Here is a 25,730-nt window from a genome sequence, read left to right as displayed (position 1 = left end):
GACTCCCCGCACCCCGCCCAACCCATGAACCCCCAACCCACACCCACGCACGCGAACACCACCCACACCCACAAGCAACCCCACAACCACAACCCCCACAGGACAAACCCCGCACACCCATCGGGGAATAAGCTCGGACAATGACCGACGCACCCTCACCACCACCCCCGACCCAGACGAGCGACCCCGCCCCCTGGGCCTCGCCGCTGACGACCACCGTCGACGACACCGCCCTCGTCTTCGAAGGAGGGGGGATGCGCAACGCCTACACGGCGGCCGTCGTCTCCGCCCTCCTCGCCGAGAGGATCCACCTCCCGCACGTCTCGGGCATCTCAGCGGGCGCCTCGCATCTGTGCAACTACCTGTCCCGCGACGCCGAGCGCTCCCACGCGACCTTCGTCGACCTCGTCGACGACCCCCAGTTCGGCGGACTCGACCACTTCCGCCACGGCCGCGGCCTGTTCAACGCCGAATACATCTATGAGCGGATCTGCTACCCCGACGGGGCCCTGCCCTTCCGCCTCGACGTCTTCAACGCCAACCCGGCGCAGGCCCGAGTCGCCGCCTTCAACGCCACCGAGGGCCGGACCCGCTGGTTCACCCAGGAGGACATGTCGACGATGCCCATGCTCGGAGCGATCGTCCGAGCCTCCTCCACCCTCCCGATCCTCATGCCGCCCGTCGTCATCGACGGCGACGTCTACGTCGACGGCGCGCTCGGCGAGAACGGGGGCATCGCCTTGGACGCGCCGATGCGCGACGGCTACCGCAAATTCCTCGTGATCCTCACCAGGCCGCGCGACTACGTCAAGCACGCGATGCGCCCGGCGGTGGGAGCCGCGATCAAAACGGCCTACCGGCACCTGCCCTCCGTCTACGAAGGGGTCGTGCGCCGCCCGGCCCGCTATAACGCCGTGCGACGTCGGCTCCTGCAACTGGAGGAGCAGGGGCGCGCCTACCTCTTCTTCCCCGAGGCCCTGCGCATCCAGAACACGGAGATGCACCGCGACCGGCTGGAGGCCGCCTACCGGGCCGGGATGGTCCAGGCCGTCCGGGAGATGCCGGCGATCAAGCGCTTCCTCGGCATCTCCTGATCCGGATGTGCACCGGGATGCGTTTCGACGCAGTTTCCGCCCCCGAAAGACGAGAAAACTCGTCGAAACGCATTGCGGTGCACGGCAAGGGCCGGGCTCACCCCAGGCGCAGCGCCCGGTAGCGGTTGATCGCCGCGCCCACGTCGATCATCCGCGGCCTGACGAGGTGCGCGGGATACTCGCGCCCGCCGAACTTGACGACCGCGTCGAGACCCTCGGAGTTCACCTGGCGCTCCAATCGGGCGATGAGCTCCGGCAGGGGCGTCTGCGCCGTCGCGAAGTGCTCGAGGACGCCGCGCATCATCCACGCGATCGCCTCCGTCTGACCGGGGTCGACGATCTGCTCGACATCCGACACGTTGACGACCTGCCGGTCGAGAACCACCTGGTCCACGCCCGACGCCTTCGTCTTGGACCGCGACTCCCCGGGGCGCACGCGCACGGGGCAGCGCTCCCGGCCGGGCGCGAACCCCTCCTCGTCCGAGCGGTCACGGGGCATCTCCTCGGCGACCTGGCGGGCGCGATCCGTGACGTCCACGCACCGGTACGTATCGAGCATCAGCACCCGGTCGGCCACGTCGAGGTAGTCGCCGGACCCGCCCATGACGAGGACCGTCGACACGCCGCGGTCGCGGGCCAGCGCCCCGATCCGGTCGACGAGCGGGGTGATCGGCTCCTTCGGGGCGGCGACGAGGCGGCGCATCCGCGCATCGCGGATCAGCAGGTTCGTCGCCGACGTGTCCTCGTCGATGAGCAGCAGCGGGGCCCCCAGTTCGACGGCTTCGACGATGGACGCGGCCTGCGAGGTCGACCCGGAGGCGTTCTCCGTGGAGAAGCGCGTCGTATCCGCCTCCGCGGGCAGGTGGGTGATGAACGGCGACACGTCGACACCGGTCACCGCGCGACCGTCGGCCGCGCGGACCTTCATCGCCGCCGGGCTGGTCGCGACCCTTTCGCGCCCATCCCCGGGGACGTGCGCGTACACGCCGCGCTGGAGGGCGGCCAGCAGCGTCGATTTGCCGTGGTATCCGCCGCCGACGATGACGGTGACGCCCGGGCCGACGGGCATGCCCGTCACCTCACCGGCGTGCGGCAGGGTCACGGCGGCGCGCAGCGATTCGGGGGACTCGAAGGGGATGGCGGTGTCAGCGTCCATCGGCGCGTCCGACACCCCCGAGCGGCGGGCGAGGATGGAGCCATCGGCGACGAACGCCACCCACCCGTTCTCCACCAGGATCTCCTGGAGGCGCTGATGGTCCTCGTAGGCGGCGATGTGGGCCAGGAGGGCCTCGCGCTGCATGGCGGTCTCGGGCGCGTCGGACACGTAGTCGAAGGCGTCCATGACGACGTTGGGGATGTCGACGTCGAACAGGGAGGCGGCCTCGAAGCCGCGGATCGACCGGCCGCGCGCCGGCAGCTGCACCTGGAAGCGGATCTCCACCCGGTCGGGCATGACGGTGGCGGCCGAGCGCTGGAGGATCTCCTGGCCGGGGTGGGCGATCCGGACGGAGCCGCCGGGACAGCGCCTGCGGATCGCCGCCTCGACGCTTCGGACGATGAAGTCGGCGGTGGCCAGGCGCGACGCCCCGGAGGCGAGGGCCTGCTCGGGCAGCCCCATCTTCTCCGGCGTCGTCGTGGCCCGCAGGGACGAGGGCGGCGCGTAGGGGTCGGATTGGACGCGGTCGACGGCCAGGGCGAAGTCGCCGTAGTCCCAGTCGCCGATCACCGACTTGTAGGCGCCGTAGGGGCGCGAGTCGAGACCGCGCAGGTCGTGGAGGAGGTCCCGGTCGGAGCCGCTGCGGCGCCGGACGCGGTCCGAGGAGCCGGGTCGGCGGGGGCGGTCGCGGTCGGTGCGCGACGAGGACGGGGAATCGGGGCGAGGCGTCATGCCCCCAGGGTATCGGCATCGTCGGGCAGACCCGCGCGCGGGGAACCGGATCAGATCGTGCGGGATGCCCGTCCGAATGTCGGGAAGCCCGCGCGAGCAGAGAACGGTGGGTCGGGTGGACGGCGGCCGTCAGCTCGACGGGGGGGGAAGCCGTGCGCGCCGAGAACGGTGGGCGGACGACCGCTAGGAGCAGGGCCACGCGGGAGGATCGCGCGCGGGGGATGGGCGTTCGGCCGAGGGCGGGGTGTTACTTCTTGCGGGGGAATCCCGCCCACGGGAAACAGGCTCCTTGGCGGCCACCGGCAACGCTTACATCCGGGGTGGCCCGCGCACACGGGGGGGCAGAGTCTGGGCGAGTTCGGACATCGCGGCGCTCAGCGGGGCGGCTCGCGCGCACGAGGGGCGGAACATGGCCGGGTAGAAGTCCGTGGGCGTGCTTACGGGAGGTCCACGCACACGGGGCACGGCTTACGAGCGCCAGTTCATCCCAGCGAGACAGCCCTCACCCACGCGGGGAACGGAGCCTCACCGCACAAGAGACCGAACCGAACGGGCGAATCCCGCGCGCACGCGGGGAACGGGTGTCATCGACGCGGTCAGGGCCCGACGAGGGTGGAGAGGCCCGCGCGCGGGAGGCGGCGTTTCACCAGCAGTTGACCGGGTGGTGTCGGTGCAGAGGCTCGCGCGCGCGGGAGGCGGCGGCCAGGCGTGGACCCGACGGGCGCGCTGTCCCGCGAGAACCGCCCCGATCCGAAGACCGGATCGGGGCGGCGCGGCGGATGCCGGGGTCAGCCGACGGTCGCCAGGACGCCGAGGACGGCGATGAAAAAGATGACGACCAAGACGATGATGACGGCCCACAGGATCGTGCCGACGATGCCGAGGATCTTGCCGATCCGCGCATTCGACACGAGGGCGGGCGGCAGTCCGGCGGCTTGGGCCTGCTGCTCGATCGAGTTGCCCCACAGCCACGCGGGGATCGACCCGACGGGCCCGAGGGCGACAAGACCGAGGATCCCCAGGACGAGGCAGATCGTCGCATTGGACTGGAGCTTCTGGGCGTCGGCCATCATCGGGACGGCCCCGTAGTAGGGCGCCTGGCCGTAGGCCGTTTGGCCGTACATCGGTTGGCCTTGGCCGGCCTGCCCGTACTCCCACTGCCCGTCGGGCTGAGGGGCCGCCTGGGAGTACGAGGACTGGTCGTAGGACGCGGCCTCGGGCGCGGGCTGGTCGTCGACCCGGTCGCCGCCCGCCTGGGCGTGCGGGTCGGCCCCGGGCTGAGGGTCCCACGCCGACGACGCCGGATCGGCGCCGTCGGGGCCCTGGGGCTGCGGATTCGGAGAGGAGAACGGAGTGCTCATGCCCCCATCCTCCCATGCTCTCCCCCGAATCCGGGACCCCCCGCGGTCAGATCGAGGCCCCTCCGGGCTCCCGATCCAGGAGGACCTGCGACGACAGGGGCGTGCGGTTGCCGAAACGATGGTTCGTCATCGACACCGCCTGCTCGTGGACGAACGGCAGGGACTCGATGCGCCCGCAGTCCGTCACCGGCCCGTCCCACACGGCCACGTCGATCGATCCCCCGACCGCCCGGCGCACCGCGTCCCCGTCTGCTCCGACGACGCGGATCCTCTCGTCCAGGCCCGGCTTCATCCGGCTCAGGCGCGCCTCGAACGCCGCGGAGTCCTCGACCCTCACGCCCACCCCGTAGCGGGCGAGCACCCGCGCCAGCCGGGCCGGCACCGGAGTCGCCGTCGACAGGGACACCCCCATCGGCACCGACGCCTCGCCGCATCCGGCGTAGGTGCGCCGCACGCCCGACTCGCCCTCGTCGATCCCGCCGACTCCCAGGCCCGCGCCGAGGACGCGGACGACGTCGGCCAGATCGGCGTCCTCGCCCGCCCGGATCGTCACCGGCACCGGGATGTAGCGCAGGACGTTGCGCTCGACGCCGACCGCCGACGGGTCGTGGAGCACGTCGAACTCGGCGCGGGCCGCGTCCTCGACGGATTCCAGCGCCCGTCCCAGCCGATCGGCCTCGTCGACGCTCAGGCTCTGGGCGGCCGCCCCGAACAGATCGCGCAGGACCGGCTTGGTGAGCCGTCCGCCCGACACGGGCGCCGCCTTGTCCGACTCGACCGGCGCGCCGGTCGAGGGCTCGGGGACGAAGGACCCGAAGCCGAAGAGGTAGTTCGGGCCGCCGGCCTTCGCCCCCTCGCCGACGACCGAGCGCTTCCAGCCGCCGAAGGGCTGGCGCCGGACGATGGCCCCCGTGATCCCCCGGTTGATGTAGACGTTGCCGGCCTGGACGCGGCCCAGCCACAGGTTGATCTCGTCGGGGTCGAGCGAGTGCAGGCCCGCCGTCAGCCCGTAATCGACGAGGTTCTGCGCCTCGATGGCCTCCTCGAGGGTGTCGACCCGCATAATGCCGAGGATCGGGCCGAAGTACTCGACGAGGTGGTATTCGCTGCCGACCTCGACGCCCGAGCGCACGCCCGGGCTCCACAGGCGGTTCGTCGAGTCGAGGCGGCGCGGGGCGATCTCCCACTTCTGGCCCGGCTCGAGGCGGGTCAGGCCGTCGAGGAGCTTGCCGGACGGCTCGGACGCCAACGGGCCCATCTGGGCGCTGAGGTCGTCGGCCCAGGCGACGTGCAGGGAGCGCACCGCGTCGAGGAGCTGGTCGCGGACCCTGCGGGAGAACCCGGCTGATCCGACGAGGATCACGTAGGAGCACGCCGAGCATTTCTGGCCGGCGTGGCCGAACGCCGAGGTGACGACGTCCTTGACGGCCAGGTCCAGGTCGGCGGACGGGGTGATGATGATCGCGTTCTTCCCGGAGGTCTCCGCCATGATCCGCATCGTCGGGTCCCACGAGCGGAAGAGCTCGGCGGTCTCGGCGCCGCCGGTGAGGACGACGCGGCCGACGAGGTCGTGGGTGACGAGGCGCCGGCCCAGGTCGCGCTCCCCGACGGACACGAGGGACAGGACGTCGCGGGGGACGCCGGCGGCCCACAGGCATTCGGCGACGAGGGCGCCGCAGCGGCGGGCGGACCCGGCCGGCTTGAGGACGACGGCCGATCCGGCGGCGAGGGCCGCGAGGACGCCGCCGGCGGGGATCGCCAGCGGGAAGTTCCACGGGGGCGTGACGACGGTCAGGGGGACGGGGTGGAAGCGGGCGCCGTCGAGGTCGAGGTCGAGGGCGCGCTCGGCGTAGTAGTGGGCGAAGTCGGCGGCCTCGGAGACCTCCACGTCGGCCTGCTCGAGGGACTTGCCCAGTTCGGAGCCGGCGACCTCGATGAGGTCGGCGCGGCGCCGGGAGAGTTCGACGCCGGCCCGGTGGAGGATGTCGGCGCGCGTGCGGGCGGGGAGGGCGCCCCAGCCGGATCCGGCCTCGTGGGTGCGTCGGATCAGGGCGTCGAGCTCGTCGGCGTCGGTGATGGTCGCGGCGTCGATGGTGTCGACGCCCAGGCGCGAGTCGCCGATGCGCTCGGCGATGGCGCGCGCCCAGTCGAGGTTGGCGGGCAGGGCCGGGTCGGAGTCCGGGGTGTTGCGGAAGGTCCAGTCGCCGGCGTCGTCGCGCATCGCGGCGTCGAGGTCCTCGGCGGTCTCGGCGCGGCGGTCCTGGTCGCGGGTGGGGCCGACGCGCGAGTCGCCTTCGCGCTCCATCTGCTCGACGGCGGCGAGGAAGCGCGCCCGCTCCTTGCCGAACGCCTCCTGGGAGGTGCCGATGTCGAAGATCGACGCCATGAAGTTCTCGTCGGCGGAGTTCTCCTCGAGGCGGCGCACGAGGTAGGCGATGGCGACGTCGTACTCCTCGGGGTGGACGACGGGCACGTACAGGAGGAGGCGGCCGACGTCCTCGCGCACGGCGGCGGCCTGCTGGGTCGCCATGCCGGAGAGCATCTCGAACTCGATGCCGTCGGCGATGCCGCGGTCCTTGGCGAGCTCCCACGCGCAGGCGACGGTGAAGAGGTTGTGCCCGGCGACGCCGAGGTTGACGTTGGCGACGCGCTCGGGGGTCATCGCCCAGTCGAGGACCCGGATGTAGTTGGCGTCGGTGGCCTGCTTGGTGTCCCACGTCGTCAGGTCCCAGCCGTGCATGGCGGCGTCGACCCGCTCCATGGCGAGGTTGGCGCCCTTGACGACGCGGACCTTGATGGGGGCTCCGCCCCGGGCCCGGCGGGCGGCGGCCCACTCCTGGAGGTCCTTCATGACGTCGAGGGTGTCGGGCAGGTAGGCCTGCAGGACGATGCCGGCGCGCAGGCCGAGGCATTCGTCGCGGTCGAGGATCCGCTTGAACACGTCGACGGTCATGTGGAGGTCGTGGTACTCCTCCATGTCGAGGTTGATGAACTTGCCGCCGGCGCGGGCGGCGTACTGGTAGAGGGGGAGGAGGTCGGCGACGGCCCGGTCGACGACCTGCTCGTAGCCCCACGGATTGTGGGGGCCGGTGACGGCGGAGACCTTGAGGGACACGTAGTCGACGTCGGGGCGCTCGAGGAGGCGTCGCGTGTCGTCGAGGCGCTTGCGGGCCTCGGTGTCGCCGAGGACGGCCTCGCCCAGGAGGTTCATGTTGAGCCGGTCGCCGTCGGCCTTGAGGCGGGCGATGGCCGGGCCGAGCTTGTCGTCGGTGACGTCGACAACGAGGTCGCCGACGAGGCGCGCGAACACTTTGCGGGCGGCGGGCACGGCGACCCCGGGGACGATCGTCGACACCTTGCCGCCGACGAGGGCGGGGGTGCGCAGGTACCAGGGGAGGAACTTCGAGTTGCGGCCGCCGATGTCGGCGAGGTGGCGGGCGGCGACGTCGAGGTCCTCGGGGCGGACGACGCCGTCGACGAAGGACACGGTGTAGTCGAGGCCGGCCTCGTCCTCGAGGACCTGGGCGAGGAGGGTGGCGGCCGGGTCGGCGGGGTGGGCGGTGGAGGCCTGGGCCCACCGGGAGGCGGTGTCGACGGCGCGGTCGACGATGGCGGCGAAGTCGGTGGACGGGGCGTGGGGCTGCGGTGACATGGGGGCCTCTTCGTTGCGGGCTCGGGGGGCGGGGGCGGTTCAGATTCCGGCGGTCTGGGCGACGGCCTGGTCGAATTCGTCGTCGATCTGGGGGTTGGGCTTCCATGTTGCCAGGGAGACGGCGACGGCGACGGCGAGGTTGAGGAGGAAGCCGGGGACGATCTCGTACAGGTCGAAGATCCCGCCGGAGACGTTCCCCCAGATGCCGACGGTGATGGCGCCGACGACCATGCCGGCGATGGCGCCCTGGCGGGTGAGTTTGCGCCAGTAGAGGGAGAGGATGACGATCGGCCCGAAGGAGGCGCCGAATCCGGCCCAGGCGAAGGCGACGAGGCCGAGGATCGTGTCGGAGCGGGGCCAGGCGAGGGCGGCGGCGACGACGGAGATCGCGCCGACGGCGATGCGCCCGGCGAGGACGCCGTCTCTGCCCGACAGGTTCTTCTTGGTGAAGGCGTGGTAGATGTCCTCGACGAGGGCGGAGGAGGTGACGAGGAGCTGGCTGGAGATCGTCGACATGATGGCGGCGAGGATGGCGGCGAGCATGAAGCCGGCGATGAAGGGGTGGAAGAGGAGCTGGCCCAGGGAGATGAAGACGCCTTCGGGGTTGGCGAGCCGCCCGGTGTCGTGCTGGTAGACGGCGATGCCGACGATGGCGGTCATCCCGGCTCCGAGGACGGCCAGGAGCATCCAGCCGATGCCGATGCGCCTGCCCTGCTTGGCCTCGGCGGGCGAGCGCAGGGCCATGAATCGGACGATGATGTGGGGCTGGCCGAAGTAGCCGAGGCCCCAGGCGAGGGCGGAGACGATGCCGAGGACGGCGGCGCCCGAGAGGGCCTGGTCGCCGTGCGTCGGGGACAGGATCGTCGGGTCGATCCGGTTGACCTCGTCGATGAGGGCGGAGACCCCGCCGACGTGGATGATGCCGACGATGGGGACGATGATCAGGGCGATGAGCATCATGATGCCCTGGACGAGGTCGGTCCAGGACACGGCGAGGAAGCCGCCGACGAGCGTGTACAGGACGGTGGTGGCGGCGATGAGGACCATGCCGAGGTGGTAGTCCATGCCGAAGGACGATTCGAAGAAGGAGCCGCCGGCGACCATGCCGGAGGAGACGTAGAAGGCGAAGAAGACGGTGATGACGAGGCCGGCGATGATGCGGACGATCTTGGAGTCGTCGCGCAGGCGGGTGCTGAGGAAGGAGGGGACGGTGATGGAGTTCGAGGCGATCTGGGAGTAGGCGCGCAGACGGGGAGCGGTGAACTTCCAGTTGAGCCAGGCGCCGACGGTCAGGCCGACGGCGATCCATCCCTCGATGAGGCCGTTGAGGTAGAGGGCGCCGGGCAGGCCCATGAGGAGCCAGCCGGACATGTCGGAGGCGCCGGCGGACAGGGCGGCGACGGCGGGTCCCAGTCCGCGGCCCCCGAGCATGTAGTCGTCGAGGTCGTTGGTCCGGTTGTACGCGAAGAGGCCGATCATCACCATGGCGACGAGGTAGATGATCATGGCGATGGCCTGGAAGGTCATGGCGGTCACTGGGGGCTCCTTCCACGGAGGATCGCTGGGGCACTGCATGAGGGTGCGTAGGTCTGGCCCGTGGGCCGGGGCCTCGCGCGGTGGGGTCCTTCAGGTCGTCCGGGCGACGGTGCTCGGACTCGCTGAGAGTATCACCTGGGACTTTCGTCGCGCATGAGATCGCGCGAGCCCCGTCCTCGGGGGATGAGGACGGGGCTCACGGGGCGGCGCGCCGACGGGCTCACAGCATGCAGGACACGCAGCCCTCGACCTCGGTGCCCTCGAGGGCCATCTGCCGCAGGCGCATGTAGTAGAGGGTCTTGATGCCCTTGCGCCAGGCGTAGATGTACGACTTGTTGATGTCGCGGGTCGTCACCGTGTCGGGGTAGAAGAGGGTGAGCGACAGGCCCTGGTCGACGTGCCGGGTGGCGACCGCGTAGGTGTCGATGATCTTCTCCGGCCCGATCTCGTAGGCGTCCCGGTAGTACTCGAGGTTCTCGTTGGTCATGAAGGGGGCCGGGTAGTAGACGCGTCCGATCTTGCCCTCCTTGCGGATCTCGATCTTGGAGACGATCGGGTGGATCGACGAGGTGGAGTTGTTGATGTACGAGATCGAGCCGGTCGGCGGGACGGCCTGGAGGTTCTGGTTGTACATGCCGTATTCGGCGACGTCGGCGGCGAGGGCGCGCCAGTCCTCGCTGGTGGGGACGCGGATCGTCGACTTGGCGAGGAGCTCGCGGCACTTGTCGGTGGTCGGCTCCCACGTGCCGGTGATGTAGTCCTCGAAGTACTCGCCGGTGGCGTACGCGGAGTCCTCGAAGCCCTCGAAGCGGACGCCGCGCTCGCGGGCGATGAGGCACGAGGCCTTGATGGCCTCGTAGGCGACGGTCATGAAGTACATGTTGGTGAAGTCGAGGGCCTCGGGGCTGCCGTAGTGGACGTGCTCGCGGGCGAGGTAGCCGTGGAGGTTCATCTGCCCCAGTCCGATGGCGTGGCTCATGTCGTTGCCGCGCACGACCGAGGGGACGGACTCGATGTGGGAGAGGTCGGAGACCGCGGTCAGGCCGCGGATGGCGGTCTCGACGGTCTTGGAGAAGTCCTCGGAGTCCATGGTCTTGGCGATGTTGAGGGAGCCGAGGTTGCACGAGATGTCCTTGCCGATGTGGCTGTAGGACAGGTCCTCGTTGTAGGTCGAGGCCTCGGAGACCTGGAGGATCTCCGAGCACAGGTTCGACATGGTGATGCGCCCCTTGATGGGGTTGGCGCGGTTGACGGTGTCCTCGAAGAGGATGTACGGGTAGCCGGATTCGAATTGGATCTCGGCGAGGGTCTGGAAGAAGCGACGGGCGTTGATCTTCCTCTTGTGGATCCTCCCGTCGTCGACCATCTCGCGGTACTTCTCGGTCACGGAGATCTCCGAGAAGGGGACCCCGTAGACGCGCTCGACGTCGTAGGGGCTGAAGAGGTACATGTCCTCGTTGTTGCGGGCCAGTTCGAAGGTGATGTCGGGGATGACGACGCCCAGGGAGAGGGTCTTGATGCGGATCTTCTCGTCGGCGTTCTCGCGCTTGGTGTCGAGGAACCCCATGATGTCGGGGTGGTGGGCGTGGAGGTAGACGGCTCCGGCCCCCTGGCGGGCGCCGAGCTGATTGGCGTAGGAGAAGGAGTCTTCGAGGAGCTTCATCACGGGGATGACGCCGCTGGACTGGTTCTGGATCCTCTTGATGGGGGCGCCGGATTCGCGCAGGTTAGTCAGTTGGAGGGCGACGCCGCCGCCGCGCTTGGACAGTTGGAGGGCGGAGTTGATGCCGCGGGCGATGGATTCCATGTTGTCCTCGATGCGCAGGAGGAAGCAGGAGACGAGCTCGCCGCGCGCGGCCTTGCCGGCGTTGAGGAATGTGGGGGTGGCGGGCTGGAAGCGCCCGGTCATCATCTCGTCGACGAGGTTGCGGGCGAGGTCGAGGTCGCCGCGGGCGAGGAAGAGGGCGACCATGACGACGCGGTCCTCGAAGCGCTCGAGGTAGCGCGTGCCGTCGAAGGTCTTGAGCGTGTACGACGTGTAGTACTTGAAGGCGCCGAGGAACGTCGGGAATCGGAACTTGTGGGCGTAGGCCTGCTTGAAGAGGGCTTTGATGTCGGCGGGGTCGTACTGGTCGAGGACGTGGCCCTCGTAGTAGCCCTCCTCGACGAGGTACTCGAGTTTCTCCTCCAGGTCGTGGAAGAACACGGTGTTCTGGTTGACGTGCTGGAGGAAGTACTGGCGGGCGGCCTTGCGGTCGGCGTCGAATTGGATGCGCCCCTCGGCGTCGTAGAGGTTGAGCTGGGCGTTGAGGGCGTGGTAGTCGAGTTCCGGGCTGCGGATCTCCTCTACTCCGGTGTCGGTGAGATTCTCTGCCAAAACGTGTTCAGTCCTTCGCGAACTCGGGAGACGTCCTCGGCGGTGCCGAGGAGCTCGAACTTGTACATGTGGGGGACGCCGAGCTTGGCGGCGATGATGTCGCCGGCCAGGCAGTAGGCGGTCCCGAAGTTGGTGTTGCCCGACGAGATCACTCCGACGCACAGGGCGCGGTTGTCGGGGTCGTTGAGGAAGCGGATGACCTGCTTGGGGACGGCCCCTTTGATGTTGCCGCCGCCGTACGTGGGGACGATGAGGACGTAGGGCTCGGCGACGCGCAGGGGCTCCTCCTTGGGCAGGAGGGGGATCCTGTGGGCGGGCACGCCGAGCTTGTCGACGAATCGGCGGGTGTTGCCGGTGGCCGACGAGAAGTAGACGACGGCGGCCATGTCGGTCCTTTCGCTGCGGGGCGGCGCGGTCGGCCCTCGGCTCGCATCCGATGCTCGGGGGCGACGGGGCCGGAGTCCGTCCGCGGGATCGGGTCGGCGCCGCGCGTCGGCGGTCCCGGCCCCGCTGGGCCGGGACGGGAGGGTCAGTTCTGGCCGACGGCCACGGGGGCGGCGACGGCGGCCGCGGCGGCCTTGATGCGGTCGGGGCGGAAGCCGCTCCAGTGGTCGTCGCCGACCATGACGACGGGGGCCTGCTGGTAGCCCAGGCCCTTGATGAGATCGAGGGCTTCGGCGTCCTGGGTGACGTCGATCGTGGTGTAGTCCAGTCCCTGCTTGTCGAGGGCGCGGTAGGTCGCGTCGCACTGGGGGCAGCGGGGCTTGGAGTAGACGGTGATCGTCATCTGTGGTCTCCTCTGTGCGTCATGGGCGGTGATGGACCCATGACGGGCCTGTAATCACGCGGTTGTCATTCGTTTCGGCAGATGCTCCTGCGAGAACACCACCAACACTACACCTCGTGGTGGCACGATGCTCGAACCCCTAGATGTTGTGTTCGTCGCCGAGTCGCCTCCCGCCTGTGGATGGCATGCGGAGGACGTGTGGACGGCGGGGACGACCCGTGGGCGCCCCGCGCCCGGATCGTCGCACGAGGCGCGCTCGTCTGCGGTTCCCGCCTCCGGGGCGCGCCTGGCGACGGGTGTGGACACCGCCTCCGTCCCCATCCACACCCTGTGGATGAAAATGTCGGAATCGATCTCGAATCCTCCCCTCCCCCGGCGTGTCGGACCCGGGGCTCGGCTGCGCCGCCTCGACGACGAGAGATGATTCGCTCCGGCGCGCCGGAGCATGGGCGCTCCCCGCCCGAGCGGCCCCTTCACGGCCCCGCCGCCGGCGTTGCGGACTCGAGCAGGCCGCCCGAGAGCTCACCGCCGCCGCCCACCCCTCCCCCACCCGCCCATCGGACTGCGGCCTGCGCGCGTCACGACGGCGCGAGGGACGTCGTCGCCCTCGCCCCCGATGCGCCGTGTCGGGACCGGTCCTAGCCCAACGGGCCGCACGGCCTTTCCTCGCCATCGGCGGGCGCGACCTCGCGGAGCCGTGCCGACCAGTCGCGCCGAACGCGCGCCCCGGGACGACCGGGGCCACCGCCGCCGGGTATCGGCCGCCCCTGCGATGCTGTAGGGTCGTTGCCGTAGTCCACACAGTTTCACGCATGTCCTTGCTTTGCCGGGGCGCACGAGGTTGGCCGACTATCCGCCCCTGACTGGGTCGGTTCACCGCTCCCCGGAGCACGCACGATTGGAAGCACCGCATGACCACTGGTGTTGTGAAATGGTTCAACGACGAGAAGGGCTACGGCTTCATCACCCCCGATGACGGCTCGGCCGACGTGTTCGCCCACTTCTCGAACATCGAGCAGGAGTCCGGCCGCCGGACCCTCTTCGAGGACGAGAAGGTGGAATTCGAGATCACCCAGGGCCCCAAGGGCCTCCAGGCCGAGAGCATCAAGCGCCTCGGCTGATCGCCGACGGCCCGCACGCCCTCCGGCTCCGCGCCCCCGCACCCCGGTGCGGGGGCGCGCCCGTTGTTCCCGCTCACGGGCGACCGGCCTATGGAATGACCCACAGGGAATGGAAGCCGTCGACGAGGCGGGCTACGATGGCCGTGTCTGACGAGGACGGGCGGACGCCCGGACGAATCAGCGACTGACACGCTGCCGTGCGGGGCGCGTCAGTGCTTCGCACAGCGACACGCACTGACATGAAGGAGCCCATCATGGCACACGCACACATCGTCAAGGCCGATCTGACCCGCGCGACCTGGCAGTCGACCGTCGACGCCGCCGCCGTCATCTCGGTCATCGTCATCCTCTCGATCCTCGGGATCTTCGCCGCCGTCCACGTCGGCTCGACCGCCTCGGTCGTCGTCGCCGCCCTGGTCGGCCTCTCCGCGCTCCTCTTCGTCCCCGCCGTCTACGCCATGACGACCAGGGTCGACCAGGACTGAGGAAATCCCGGGGCGCGCAAGGAGGCGCACCCCCCGCTGAACCCGGGCGTGACGCACAGGCGTCACGCTCTTCTCGTATCCTCATCACATCCCGGCGCGACGACCCCGCCGATCGCCTCGACCCCACCGACCCCGCAACCCCTGGGACCCCGATTGAGCACCCACACCCCGGCACGGCCGGCCTCCCCCGCAGCCTCCCTCGCCCTCGGCATCGGCGCCTACCTGATCTGGGGGTTCTTCCCCCTCTACTTCCACCGCCTGTCGCCGGCCGGGCCCCTCGAAGCGATCTCCCACCGCGCGATCTGGGGCCTCGTCTTCTGCCTCATCGGCCTGGCGGTCACCGGCCGCCTCCCCCTCCTGCGCGCGGCCCTCGCCGACCGGCCCGCCCTCGCGCGCCTGTCGGTCGCCGGAATCCTCATCATCGTCAACTGGACGACCTACGTCCTCGCGATCCAGACGGGCCGCACCGTCGACGCCGCCATCGGCTACTTCATCAACCCCCTGATCACCATCGCCCTGAGCCTCATCGTCCTGCGCGAGACGATCTCTCGCCTCCAGGGCATCGCCCTGGGACTGGGGGCCCTGGCCGTCGTCATCCTCGTCATCGGACAGCGCTCCCTGCCGTGGGTGTCCCTCACCCTCGCGCTGTCCTTCGGCCTCTACTCCCTCGTCAAGAAGGACCTCGCCGGGCGCGTCGACCCGCTCGTCGGCATGACCATCGAGACGGCCGCCGTCTCCCCGCTGCTCCTCGCCCACATCGGCTTCCTCGTCGCCACCGGCTCGACCTCGCTCCACGTCCTCGTCCGGTCGCGGACCGCGGGCGAGGCCGTCATCCACCCGGCCGCGCACCTGGCGCTCCTCGTCGGCGCCGGGCTCTTGACGATCATCCCGCTCATCATGTTCGCGTCGTCGGCGCGCGGCCTGCCCCTGGTGACCCTCGGATTCATCCAGTACCTCGCGCCGGTCCTCCAGCTGACCATCGGCGTCGCCGTCTTCCACGAGCCCGTCGAGCCGGCCCGCTGGGCGGCGTTCGGCGTCGTGTGGTGCGCCCTGGCGCTGCTCATGGTCGACGGGGCCGTCACCGCCCGCCGCCAGCGCAGGATCCTGCGCGGATGAGACGAGGGAGCCGGTAGGCGCCCCTCGCCGCGCCTACTCGCCGCCGTCGGGGTCGGGCCGACCGGGACGCGGTCCCCTCGTCCGGACCGCGCGGCGGCGGACCGATCGCCCTCCTAGACGAACACCTCCGATGATCTGATCCCAGGCCTGGTGAGGCGCGTCGATGCCGACAACGGGCCGATCAGATGGGGAAGGCGTGCCGTATGCGCCAGACGGCGACCCGATGAAGGCGACATGGAAGAGAGAACGAATCACGAGAGCGCTCCCCGACGCCATGAGCCGAGAACGTCGTTTGCGCACCGGATCGGAACTCGATCGCGGTCAAGGTTTTTCGGATCGGGGCGGTTCTCCTCCTAATACAGAAGGCCCGAACCGTCGGCTCCGCCAGCGACCGCGCCGTCCTCATCGGCAGTGCTCAGACCCGCTCATGATGCGACCCGCAGCGGCTCGATCGTGTCGATCTGGTGACGAAGGGCCCGCCGCTCACGACGCAATTCGTAGTTGGATTGCAGATTCATCCACAATTCCGCAGAAGTCCCGAAATACTTGGCCAAGCGGATGGCCGTATCGGCGGTGATTCCGCGCTTGCCGTGAACGATCTCGTTGATCCGGCGCGGCGGCACGCCGATCGAGACGGCGAGCTTGTTCTGCGTGATCCCGAAGCCCTCGATGAAGTCCTCCATGAGGATCTCCCCGGGATGGATCGGCTCGATCATGTCACCGTCAGTGATAGTCGACGAGTTCGACATCCTCAGCCCCTCCTTCTGTCCAGATGAAGCAGATACGCCATCGGTCATTGACGCGGATGCTGTACTGCCCGCGCCTGTCCCCGCGCAGGCGCTCCAACCGATTGCCCGGCGGGATCCGCAGGTCCTCGACATCGTGGGCGGCGTGGATCACCTCGAGCTTGCGAAGCGCCGCCCGTTGAACCTTCCTGTCGACGCCCGGGACGTAGTGCCCGCACCAGATGCGCTCGGTGTCCTTCGAGCCGAACGATCTGATCACCCGCCCATCATATAACGGGTCCCGTTAATAACGGGAGAGGGAAAATACAGGCTCTTCCGCTCACCGCCAGCGCAGGATCCTGCGCGGCTGAGACGAGGGAGCCGGTAGGCGCCCCTCGCCGCGCCTACTCGCCGCCGTCGGGGTCGGGCCGACCGGTGAAGTTGACGAAGCGGGCCATGTCGCCCTGGAAGAGGGCGGTGACGGTGGCGGTCGCCCCGTTGCGGTGCTTGGCGACGATGATGTCGGCCTCGCCGGGGCGGTCCTCCTTGTTGTAGTAGTCCGGCCGGTGCAGGAGCATGATGATGTCGGCGTCCTGCTCGAGGGACCCCGATTCGCGCAGGTCGGACATCATCGGCTTGCGGTCGTTGCGCGACTCCGAGTTCCTGTTGAGCTGGGCGACGGCGATGACGGGGACATCGATGTCCTTGGCGAGGAGCTTGAGGTTCCTCGACATCGCGGAGACCTCCTGCTGGCGGGACTCGGCCTGCTGACCGGTCGTCATCAGCTGGAGGTAGTCGATGACGATGAGGCCGAGGTTCTCCTGCTGCTTGAGTCGCCGGCACTTCGAACGGATCTCGGAGATCGTGATATTCGCCGAGTCGTCGACATACAGGGGAGCGGCGGAGATCCTCGCGGTCGTCGACGCGACGCGCTGCCAGTCGTCGGCTGTCAGCTTGCCGGCCTGCATCTTCGACAGGCGCACCCCGGACTCGGCCGACAGCATGCGCATGGCGATCTCCTGATGGCTCATCTCCAGGGAGAAGATCAGGGAGGTCACCTGGTGCTTGATCGACGCGGAGCGGCAGATGTCGAGGGCGAGCGTCGACTTTCCCATGGCGGGGCGGGCCGCGACGATGATCATCTGCCCGCCGTGCAGGCCCTGGGTGAGGGCGTCGAGGTCGGTGAAACCGGTGGGCACGCCCTGGAGCTTGCCCTGGTTGGCCTCGATGTCCTCCAGGGCCCGCAGCAGGCTCTCGGACATCTCGCTCATCGGGATGTAGTCGCTGGTCGAGCGCCCGTCCGCGACGGCGTACAGCTCGGCCTGCGCCTGGTCGACGATCTCGTCGACGTCGCCGCCGGCATCGGCGTACCCCAGTTGGACGACGCGGGTCCCCGCGGTGACGAGGCGGCGCATGATCCCGCGTTCGCGGACGATCCTCGCGTAGTAGGCGGCGTTGGCGGCGGTCGGCACCGATGAGATCAGGGTGTGGAGGTAGGCGGCGCCCCCGACCTTCGTCAGGGCGCCGCGACGCTTGAGCTCCCCGGCGACGGTGATCGCGTCGGCGGGGTGCCCGCCGCCGTGGATGTCGCAGATGACGTCGAAGATCGTCTCGTGGTTGGGCAGGTAGAAGTCCTGGCCGCGCAGGATCTCGGCGACGGAGTCGATCGCGTCCTTCGTCAGCATCATCGACCCGAGGACGGACATCTCGGCGTCGAGGTCCTGCGGGGGCGTCCGATCGAAGTCCTCAGCCGCCATGTCGCGCCCCTCTCGTCGTGCCGTGCCGCGCCGTCGGTCGTCGCCGCCCCGGGGCGGCCCCTCGCGAGGCCCCGCTCGGGCGGCGGGGCGGACGGGCGCGCGCCCGTGCGAGCGTACCGCGACCCGCCCCCGCTTTCGATCCCTCACTGTGAACTCGAATGGGGATAACCAGCACCCGCATGTGGAGGGCGCGGCGCGTCGTCCACATCTCCTGTGGATGGATCCGGGGACAGTCGGGAGGGGGCAGACTTCCGTCCCATTCGACGAAGGGCCAGATTCCGCCGACACTGGGCCCCCATCTGTCCACAGACATGTGCACAGATTGTGGAAAGATGTCGATGATGAATCCCGTGGACGACGACTCGACCCCCGGCCCCGACCCTCAACCTGACGTCGAAGGCCGGTCCCCGTCCGTCCCCGCCGGCGCCGACCTGCGCCGGGCGATCCTCGATCTGGCCGTCCCCGCCCTCGGCTCCCTCATCGCCGAGCCCCTCTTCACCCTCATCGACTCGGCGATGGTCGGCCGCCTGGGCACCGAGCAGCTCGCCGGCCTGGGACTGGCCTCCGCCGCCCTCAACACCGTCGTCGGCGTCTTCATCTTCCTCGCCTACTCGACGACCTCCCTGGCGGGCCGGGCCCTGGGCGCGGGCCGCCCGGAGCGGGCCCTGCGCACCGGAGTCGAGGCCATGTGGCTCGCCGCCGGGCTCGGGGCCCTCGCCGCCGCCGCACTGGCCCTGTGGGCCGAGCCCCTCCTCTCCCTCCTCGGGGCCGACTCCTCGACCCTGCCCCACGCGGCCTCCTACCTGCGCTGGTCCGCCCCCGGCCTCGTCGGCATGTTCGTCGTCCTGGCCGCCACCGGGACGCTGCGCGGCCTCCAGGACACGCGCACCCCCCTCGTCGTCGCCGCGGTGGGGGCGGGTGTCAACGTCGTCGCCAACGCCGTCCTCATCTACCCGGTCGGCCTGGGGGTCGGCGGATCCGGGGCCGGCACGGCCCTGACCCAGACCCTCATGGCCCTCGTCCTCGGCGGGCTCATCGCCCGACGGGCCCGCGAGCACTCGGTCCCCCTGACCCCGTCCGCCGGGGGGATCGGACGCGCCGCGATCGAGGGCGCCCCGCTCCTCGTACGGACCCTGGCGCTGCGCGCCGGCCTCCTGGCCACCCTGTGGACGGCGGCGGCGGTGTCGGTGACGGCGCTGGCCTCCCATCAGGTCGTCTGGACGATCTGGACGTTCGCCGCCTACGTCCTCGACGCCCTGGCCATCGCCGCGCAGGCCCTCGTCGGCTACGCGACGGGCGCCGGCGGGCGCGACCGGCTGTCCGGCCTCCTGCGCGCCCTGACGAGGTGGGGGGCGCTCGGCGGGGCCGGCGTCGGGCTCGTTCTCCTCGTCCTCTCCCCCTGGCTGCCCGGCCTGTTCGGCGCCGACCCCCGGATGCAGGACCTCGCGACCCTCCTGTTGATGGAGGCCGCCGTGTTCATGCCGGTGGCCGGCGTCGTCTACCTCCTCGACGGGGTCCTCATCGGCGCGGGACGCGGCCCCTACCTGGCCGGCGCGGGCCTGGCCGCCCTCGCCGCCTACCTGCCGGCCCTCCTCCTCGTGCGCTCGCGCGCCGTCGCCCTCGACGGCGACGGGCAGACCGGGTCGATGGCGCTCCTGTGGCTGTCCTTCGCGGGCCTGTACATGGGCCTGCGGGCGGCGACCAACTGGTGGGCGACGTGGCGGGGCCGCTCGCCCCTGATCCCCCGCGACGCGCGACCGCCCCGGTGAGCCGACGGGCGGGCCCGGACGCAGTGGTCCTCCCCTCCTCCCGGCAGGTGGCGCCCGCGTCCCCCGGTGACTAAAATGGGATGTTGGATTGTCGTCGGCCCCATGCCGGCGCCGCTCCGCACGATCGCCCCGGCGATCGGCACGCATGACCCTCCTGTCACGGACCGTCCGTGACCGCGAAGACCATAGGAGGTGGGAACAACCGTGCGTCAGTACGAACTGATGGTGATCCTCGATCCTTCGATCGATGAGCGCACCGTCGCCCCCATGATGGAGAAGTACCTGCAGCCCGTGGCCGCCAACGGCGGCTCGGTCGACAAGGTCGACGTGTGGGGCAAGCGCCGTCTTGCCTACGAGATCCTCAAGAACGCCGAGGGCATCTACGTCGTCATCAACATGACGACCACGCCCGACGTCGCCCTGGAGATCAACCGCCGCATGGGCCTCGACGAGGCCATCCTGCGCACCAAGCTCCTGCGCCCCGACGCCCACTGAGGCGCCCGAACCCCCGTCCGTTTCCCACCACCGAGGAGCCGACATGGCCGGAGAAACCGTCATCACGATCATCGGCAACCTGACCGCCGACCCCGAGTTGCGCTGGACGCAGTCCGGGGCCGCCGTCGCCGACTTCACGGTGGCCTCGACCCCCCGCACCTTCGACCGCGCCAGCGGCGAATGGCGCGACGGCGAGACCCTGTTCATGCGCTGCTCGATCTGGCGCGAGGCGGCCGAGAACGTCGCCGAGTCGCTGCGCAAGGGCATGCGCGTCATCGTCCAGGGCCGCCTCACCCAGCGTTCCTACGACACCCAGCAGGGCGACCGCCGCACCGTCGTCGAGATGCAGGTCGACGAGGTCGGCCCGTCCCTTCGCCGCGCGCGCGCCCAGGTGACCAGGATCCAGGGCCAGGGGGGACAGGGCGGCTACCAGGGCCAGGGAGGCGGCCGCGGGGCCGCGCCCCAGGGCGGGTACCAGGGCCAGCCCGGCGGCTACGGCGCGGGCCAGACCACCTACGGAGCACCGGCCGGCGGGTCCGCCGAGGACCCGTGGCGCACACCCGACCAGGGCGGCGCCACCTCGTTCAACGACGAGCCGCCGTTCTGATCGACGCGTCCTCGGACGCCACACCACTTCATCTTTGGGGCGGACGACCCGCCCGGATCATTAGGAGACCATCATGGCGAAGCCCCAACTTCGCAACAAGCCCATCAAGAAGAAGGCCAACCCGCTCAAGTCGGCCAAGATCGACTCGATCGACTACAAGGACACCGCCCTGCTGCGCAAGTTCATCTCGGACCGCGGCAAGATCCGCGCCCGCCGCGTCACCGGCGTGTCCACCCAGGAGCAGCGCCGCATCGCCCGCGCCGTCAAGAACGCCCGCGAGATGGCCCTGCTGCCCTACTCGTCGACCGGCCGCTGATCGGGAAGGAAGAGACACCATGGCTACCACCAAGCTCATCCTCACCCAGGACGTCGCCAACCTCGGCAACGCCGGTGAGGTCGTCGAGGTCAAGGCCGGCTACGGCCGCAACTACCTCGTTCCCCGCGGTTTCGCCACCAAGTGGACCAAGGGCGCCCAGAAGCAGATCGATCAGATGGCCGCGGCCCGCCGCCGCCACGAGATCGCCTCGGTGGACGACGCCCGCGCGGTGCGCGACACGCTCCAGGCCGCCGATTTCGTCACCGTCACCGGGAAGGTCGGCCAGAGCGGCCGCCTCTTCGGCGCCGTCTCGCCCGCCCAGATCGCCGAGGCGGTCAAGGACGAGCTCGGCCAGACGATCGACCGCCGCCGTGTCCTCATCGCCCAGCCGATCAAGGCAGTCGGCGACTACACGGTGACCGTCAACCTCCACCCGGAGGTGTCGGCGAACCTCAAGGTCCGCGTCGCCGCCGCCAAGTGAGTCGAGCGCTCGGGCGCTGACGGGTCTTCCCGGGGCGCCGAGTACCGCCGAGGGGCCCGATCCATTCGGATCGGGCCCCTCGTCTCGTCCGCCCCCGGGCTCTCATCAGCCACGTCCGAGGCGCCGCGCACGCCGTTCAGGAACAAGCCGCAGTTCCGCCCCGGGATACCGGCGACGCCCCGGGCCGGGCCTCCCCGGCGCGCTACTGCCGGGACGGATCCCCCGAGCCGTCGGCGCCCCCGGGTCTGGCGCCCCCCGGTCTCGTCCCGTTCTCGATTCCCGACCCGCCGGGGTTCTCCGGCTCGTTCTGCCCCGGGTCCGCAGGGTCGTCCGAGGCGGCGTCGCCCCCCGGCTGGGAGCCGTTGCCCGGTGCAACGGGCTGGGCCGGATCGGTCGGATCGACCTGCCCGTCGGCGCCGGGAGCCTCGTCCCCCTGGGCGTCGGACCCGCCGGACTGGGGCTCCGGCTCGGGGGTCCGGGGCTGCTCGACGGGCGCCTGGTTGCGCGCCGTCCGGGACGACTTGACGATCCAGTCGAAGGTCTTCTGGGTCATCCCCTCGCTGGCCGACGCCATGTACCGGTTCCACACGTCGACCGGCCAGTCGCCGCCGTGGAACTGGGACAGCCCCCCGATGTTCGTCAGCCCCACCGAGTTCCCCTCGTCATCGGACTGGTACATCGACACCGTCGTCACCAGCCCCGGGATGAACCCGACGAACTGGGCGGACTTCTGCTCCTGGGAGGTGCCGGTCTTGCCGGCGGTCGCGAACCCGGGCAGGGTCCTGGCGACGGTCTCCGCCGTGCCGCCCGACGTCGTCACCGCTTCGAGCGCCGGCATGATCGAGGAGACCTCCTCGGCGTCGAAGACGCGCTCGCGCTCAAGGGGCGTCTCGTAGAGCTTGTTGCCCGCCGAGTCGGAGACCGTCCGGACGATGTGGGCGCTCACCCGCTCGCCGCCGCCGGCGATCGTCGCATACGCGGTCGTCAGGTCGATGTTGCGGGGCGCGGCGAATCCCAGGACGTTGAGGAGCGTCCCGTCCAGGCCGATCGTGTCCTCGGGGATGCCGGCGTCGACCGCGGCGCGCAGCGTGGCGGCCGGCCCCACCTCCTCGTTGAGGGCGACGAACGCCGTGTTGACGGAGTTCTGCGTCGCCCGGGTCAGGGACACCCGGCCCCACGAGTACCCGGAGTCGTTCTCGACGGGCTCGGCCAGGCCGTCGAAGACCCGAGGCGAGGAGCCGTCGTAGACGTCGTTGACGGAGCCGCCGTCGCGGGCGTTGGCCAGGAGCGCGAAGGCCTTGAAGCTCGACCCGGCCATCGCGATGTCCTGGGTGACGGCGTTCTGCTGGCGCTCGGTGTAATCCGGCCCCCCGTACTCGGCGACGATCTCGCCGGTCGCCGGGTCCATCGACGACAGGGCGACGTGCTGGTGGGCGGGGTCCCACCCGGGGACCTCGGTCATCGACTCGGCGGCGGCCACCGCCGCGTCCTGCTTGGCCTTGTCGATCGTCGAGACGATCCGCAGGCCCCCGGTGCGGATCTCCTCGTCGGTGAAGGCGCCGGAGTCGATGAGCTCGGTGCGCACGTGCTCGATGAGGTAGCCGGTGGGGCCGCTCATCGACGGGGCATCCTGGTCGCTCGGGTCGACGGTGGCGGGGAATTCGGCGGCGTCGGCCTCTTCTTGGCCGATCCACCCGTCCTCGACCATGAGGGCGAGGACCCGCTGCCACCGGTCGGCGGCCATGTCGGGGTCGACGGCGGGGTCCCAAGCGGAGGGCGCGGGGATGATGCCGGCGAGCATGGCGGCCTCGGAGAGGGTGAGGTCCGTGGCCGGGTGCGCGAAGTACGCCTGCGACGCGGCCTCGATCCCGTAGGCGCCGCGGCCGAAGTAGATCGTGTTGAGGTAGTTGCCGAGGATCTCGTCCTTGGACTGCTCGCGGTTGATCTTGACGGCGAGGACGGCCTCCTTGGCCTTGCCGATGTAGCTCGTCGTCTCGCCGACGTAGTAGCGCTCGACGTACTGCTGGGTCAGGGTGGACCCGCCCTGGCGCGTCCCCTGGGTGATGTTGGCGATGAGGGCGCGGGCGATGCCTTTGAGGTCGATCCCGGAGTTCGTGTAGAAGGTGCGGTCCTCGCTGGCGACGACGGCGTGAGCGACGTAGTCGGGCAGGGTCGAGGCGTCGATGATCTGCCGGTCGAGGTCGCCGAACTCGCCGAGCTCGGTGGTGCCGTCGGAGTAGTAGATGCTCGTCGTCTCGGCGAGGGCGAGGTCGTCGGCGGCGGGGATCGCGAGCGTCGCGTAGAGGTAGAGGAAGGCGCCCAGGCCGGTGACGAGGCCCGCGAGGAGGGTGAAGACGATGCCCAGGCCGATGGTCCGCCCGACGCTCCTCGTGCGCCGCCTGCCCCGCGGGGACGGGGCGGCCCTCCTGGTCGCAGGCCCGGTGCGTGTCGTCGTCCCGGTCGCTCGGCGGGACGACGAGGGGGTTCGCCGGGTCGATCGCGATCGCGGGGCGGGCGCGCCGATGATCTCGTTCCAATCCCTCGTTCCGTCGTTCTTCGTCACCGTGGGGGCCTTTCAGCAGACGTTGATCCGACCAGGGTACGCAGCGAACCTGTGAAACCCCCTCCCGAGTGATGCGTTCGACTCGACGCGGGATCGCCCCGCCTCAGTCCCACTGCTCCTCGGGGCGCCCGTCGGCTGCCCACAGGGTGTGGAAGACGCCGGGCAGGTCGACGCGCGCGTAGGTGTGGGAGCCGAAGAAGTCGCGCTGGCCCTGGATGAGGGCGGCCGGCAGCCGGTCGGCTCGGATCTGGTCGAAGTACGACAGGCAGGAGGCGAAGACGGGGATCGGCACGCCCGCCCCGGCGGCGAGGGAGACGATGCGGCGCAGGGAGGGAACGCACTCCTGGAAGCGGGCGGCGAAGGGGTCGGCGGCCAGGAGGAGGGGCAGGTCGGGGTCTGCGGCGTAGGCGGAGGAGATGTCGTCGAGGAAGCCGGCGCGGATGATGCACCCGGCGCGCCAGATGCGCGCGAGCGCGCCCTTGTCGATGTCCCACCCGTGCCGTTCGGCGCCGGCGGTGATCTCGTCGAACCCCTGGGAGTAGGCGACGATCTTCGAGGCGAAGAGGGCTCGGCGCACGTCCTCGATGAAGGCGTCGCGGTCGGCGGGGTCGATGTCGAGGGGGGCGGCGGATCCGTCGAGGCTGCGGGCGGCCTCGCGCTGGGCGGTCGCCGAGGAGGCGCCGCGCGCGAACGTGGCCTCGGCGATCGCGGTGACGGGCACCTCCAGGTCGAGGGCCGTTTGGACGGTCCATGTGCCGGTCCCCTTCTGGGAGGCGCGGTCGACGATGAGGTCGACGAGGGGGGCGCCTGTCGCGGCGTCGACTTGGCGCAGGACGTCGGCGGTGATCTCGATGAGGTAGGAGTTGAGCTCTCCGGCGTTCCAGTCGGCGAAGACGTCGGCGATGGCGGCGGGGTCCAGTCCCAGTCCGCGCCGTAGGAGGTCGTAGGCCTCGGCGATGACCTGCATATCGGCGTACTCGATGCCGTTGTGGACCATCTTGACGAAGTGCCCGGCGCCGTCGGGGCCGATGTGGGCGCAGCAGGGCTCGCCCCGGTAGCGGGCGGCGATCGTCTCGAACATCGGGCCGAGCCGGTCGTAGGACTCGGGGGTGCCGCCGGGCATGATCGACGGCCCCCACAGGGCCCCTTCCTCGCCCCCGGAGACGCCGGCCCCGACGAAGTGGAGGCCGCGCTCGCGCGCCCACGCCTCGCGCCGGATCGTGTCGGTGAACAGGGAGTTGCCGCAGTCGACGATGATGTCGCCGGCGTCCATGCGCTCGGCGAGGGACTCCATGACGGCGTCCGTGTCGGGGCCGGCCTTGACCATGATGATGGCGACGCGCGGGGTCGTCAGGGAGGCGACGAAGTCGTCGAGGGTCCCGGCGGGGACGAACAGGCCCTCGGAGCCGTCGCCGTGGTCGGCGATGAGCCGCTCGGTGCGTGCGGGGGTGCGGTTGAAGACGGCGGTGGCGAACCCGTTGCGGGCGAGGTTGCGCGCGAGGTTGGCGCCCATGACGCCGAGCCCGTAGACGCCGATGTCCGCGCTGGAGGGCCGGGAGGGGAAGGTGGTCATGGGTGCTCCTCGTGTCGGTCGGCGCGG

General features: G+C 70.4%; 21 protein-coding genes. 9 read left to right on the top strand and 12 right to left on the bottom strand.

Annotated elements, in window-relative coordinates; genetic code table 11:
- The first annotated feature begins 140 nt into the window (after positions 1–140).
- The gene (locus tag M3T53_RS02505; protein ID WP_272432861.1) at positions 141–1,094 is read left to right on the top strand and encodes a patatin-like phospholipase family protein; all 954 of its coding nucleotides are present in this window, start codon (positions 141–143) and stop codon (positions 1,092–1,094) included.
- 97 nt (positions 1,095–1,191) lie between these two features.
- Here M3T53_RS02505 and M3T53_RS02500 read toward each other — a convergent pair whose 3' ends face one another.
- From M3T53_RS02500 to nrdH, 7 genes are all read right to left on the bottom strand, one after another.
- The gene (locus M3T53_RS02500; protein ID WP_272432859.1) at positions 1,192–2,982 is read right to left on the bottom strand and encodes an ABC-ATPase domain-containing protein; all 1,791 of its coding nucleotides are present in this window, start codon (positions 2,980–2,982) and stop codon (positions 1,192–1,194) included.
- Positions 2,983–3,770: 788 nt separating this feature from the next.
- A complete protein-coding gene (locus M3T53_RS02495) occupies positions 3,771–4,343 on the bottom strand; it encodes a hypothetical protein (RefSeq protein WP_272432858.1) in 573 nt (190 codons plus the stop codon).
- A 46-nt stretch (positions 4,344–4,389) separates the two neighbouring features.
- Positions 4,390–7,995: a bifunctional proline dehydrogenase/L-glutamate gamma-semialdehyde dehydrogenase gene (locus tag M3T53_RS02490; protein ID WP_272432857.1), complete on the bottom strand. Its 3,606-nt coding sequence runs from the start codon at positions 7,993–7,995 to the stop codon at positions 4,390–4,392.
- Positions 7,996–8,034: 39 nt separating this feature from the next.
- The gene (gene putP / locus M3T53_RS02485) at positions 8,035–9,531 is read right to left on the bottom strand and encodes a sodium/proline symporter PutP (protein ID WP_272432856.1); all 1,497 of its coding nucleotides are present in this window, start codon (positions 9,529–9,531) and stop codon (positions 8,035–8,037) included.
- 220 nt (positions 9,532–9,751) lie between these two features.
- Complete coding sequence (nrdE, locus tag M3T53_RS02480; protein ID WP_272432855.1) at positions 9,752–11,908, bottom strand: class 1b ribonucleoside-diphosphate reductase subunit alpha; 2,157 nt, start codon at positions 11,906–11,908, stop codon at positions 9,752–9,754.
- Complete coding sequence (nrdI, locus tag M3T53_RS02475) at positions 11,878–12,294, bottom strand: class Ib ribonucleoside-diphosphate reductase assembly flavoprotein NrdI (protein ID WP_272432854.1); 417 nt, start codon at positions 12,292–12,294, stop codon at positions 11,878–11,880. The genes nrdE and nrdI overlap by 31 nt, the downstream gene beginning before the upstream one ends.
- 143 nt (positions 12,295–12,437) lie before the next feature.
- Complete coding sequence (gene nrdH, locus M3T53_RS02470) at positions 12,438–12,695, bottom strand: glutaredoxin-like protein NrdH (protein ID WP_272432853.1); 258 nt, start codon at positions 12,693–12,695, stop codon at positions 12,438–12,440.
- A gap of 911 nt (positions 12,696–13,606) precedes the next feature.
- On the opposite strand from nrdH, the gene M3T53_RS02465 reads away from it, so the two are divergent.
- The 3 genes from M3T53_RS02465 to rarD all read left to right on the top strand — a co-directional run bounded on the left by M3T53_RS02465 (position 13,607) and on the right by rarD (position 15,417).
- Positions 13,607–13,816: a cold-shock protein gene (locus tag M3T53_RS02465; RefSeq protein WP_272432852.1), complete on the top strand. Its 210-nt coding sequence runs from the start codon at positions 13,607–13,609 to the stop codon at positions 13,814–13,816.
- A gap of 254 nt (positions 13,817–14,070) precedes the next feature.
- Complete coding sequence (locus M3T53_RS02460; protein ID WP_272432851.1) at positions 14,071–14,301, top strand: hypothetical protein; 231 nt, start codon at positions 14,071–14,073, stop codon at positions 14,299–14,301.
- A 153-nt stretch (positions 14,302–14,454) separates the two neighbouring features.
- Positions 14,455–15,417, top strand: a complete 963-nt coding sequence (gene rarD, locus M3T53_RS02455; RefSeq protein WP_272432850.1) for an EamA family transporter RarD — start codon at positions 14,455–14,457, stop codon at positions 15,415–15,417.
- A gap of 425 nt (positions 15,418–15,842) precedes the next feature.
- Here rarD and M3T53_RS02450 read toward each other — a convergent pair whose 3' ends face one another.
- The 3 genes from M3T53_RS02450 to dnaB form a co-directional block, all read right to left on the bottom strand.
- Positions 15,843–16,166, bottom strand: coding sequence for a HigA family addiction module antitoxin (locus M3T53_RS02450; RefSeq protein WP_272432849.1), 324 nt, complete (start codon positions 16,164–16,166; stop codon positions 15,843–15,845).
- Positions 16,141–16,422, bottom strand: a complete 282-nt coding sequence (locus M3T53_RS02445) for a type II toxin-antitoxin system RelE/ParE family toxin (protein WP_272432848.1) — start codon at positions 16,420–16,422, stop codon at positions 16,141–16,143. Before M3T53_RS02445 ends, M3T53_RS02450 begins: the two co-directional genes overlap by 26 nt.
- 124 nt (positions 16,423–16,546) lie before the next feature.
- On the bottom strand, positions 16,547–17,899 hold the full coding sequence (dnaB, locus tag M3T53_RS02440) for a replicative DNA helicase (protein WP_272432847.1): 1,353 nt from the start codon (positions 17,897–17,899) through the stop codon (positions 16,547–16,549).
- 338 nt (positions 17,900–18,237) lie between these two features.
- Here dnaB and M3T53_RS02435 point away from each other — a divergent pair, with 338 nt between their 5' ends.
- The 5 genes from M3T53_RS02435 to rplI all read left to right on the top strand — a co-directional run bounded on the left by M3T53_RS02435 (position 18,238) and on the right by rplI (position 21,567).
- Positions 18,238–19,668 (top strand): MATE family efflux transporter, encoded by a 1,431-nt coding sequence (locus M3T53_RS02435; RefSeq protein WP_272432846.1) that lies wholly within the window; start codon positions 18,238–18,240, stop codon positions 19,666–19,668.
- 204 nt (positions 19,669–19,872) lie between these two features.
- On the top strand, positions 19,873–20,163 hold the full coding sequence (gene rpsF / locus M3T53_RS02430) for a 30S ribosomal protein S6 (protein ID WP_272432845.1): 291 nt from the start codon (positions 19,873–19,875) through the stop codon (positions 20,161–20,163).
- A 43-nt stretch (positions 20,164–20,206) separates the two neighbouring features.
- The gene (locus tag M3T53_RS02425; RefSeq protein ID WP_272432844.1) at positions 20,207–20,770 is read left to right on the top strand and encodes a single-stranded DNA-binding protein; all 564 of its coding nucleotides are present in this window, start codon (positions 20,207–20,209) and stop codon (positions 20,768–20,770) included.
- 73 nt (positions 20,771–20,843) lie between these two features.
- Positions 20,844–21,086, top strand: coding sequence for a 30S ribosomal protein S18 (gene rpsR, locus M3T53_RS02420; RefSeq protein ID WP_272432843.1), 243 nt, complete (start codon positions 20,844–20,846; stop codon positions 21,084–21,086).
- A gap of 19 nt (positions 21,087–21,105) precedes the next feature.
- On the top strand, positions 21,106–21,567 hold the full coding sequence (gene rplI, locus M3T53_RS02415; RefSeq protein ID WP_272432842.1) for a 50S ribosomal protein L9: 462 nt from the start codon (positions 21,106–21,108) through the stop codon (positions 21,565–21,567).
- 202 nt (positions 21,568–21,769) lie between these two features.
- On the opposite strand, the gene M3T53_RS02410 is transcribed toward rplI, so the two are convergent.
- Positions 21,770–24,130, bottom strand: a complete 2,361-nt coding sequence (locus M3T53_RS02410) for a transglycosylase domain-containing protein (protein WP_272432841.1) — start codon at positions 24,128–24,130, stop codon at positions 21,770–21,772.
- 103 nt (positions 24,131–24,233) lie between these two features.
- Positions 24,234–25,703 carry an NADP-dependent phosphogluconate dehydrogenase gene (gndA, locus tag M3T53_RS02405; RefSeq protein ID WP_272432840.1) on the bottom strand — a complete coding sequence of 490 codons (1,470 nt, stop codon included), beginning with the start codon at positions 25,701–25,703 and terminating at the stop codon, positions 24,234–24,236.
- Positions 25,704–25,730: the final 27 nt, after the last annotated feature.

The organism is Actinomyces sp. B33 (assembly GCF_028437565.1).
Taxonomy (GTDB): Bacteria; Actinomycetota; Actinomycetes; order Actinomycetales; family Actinomycetaceae; genus Pauljensenia.
This window is presented reverse-complemented; position numbering and strand designations above follow the sequence as displayed.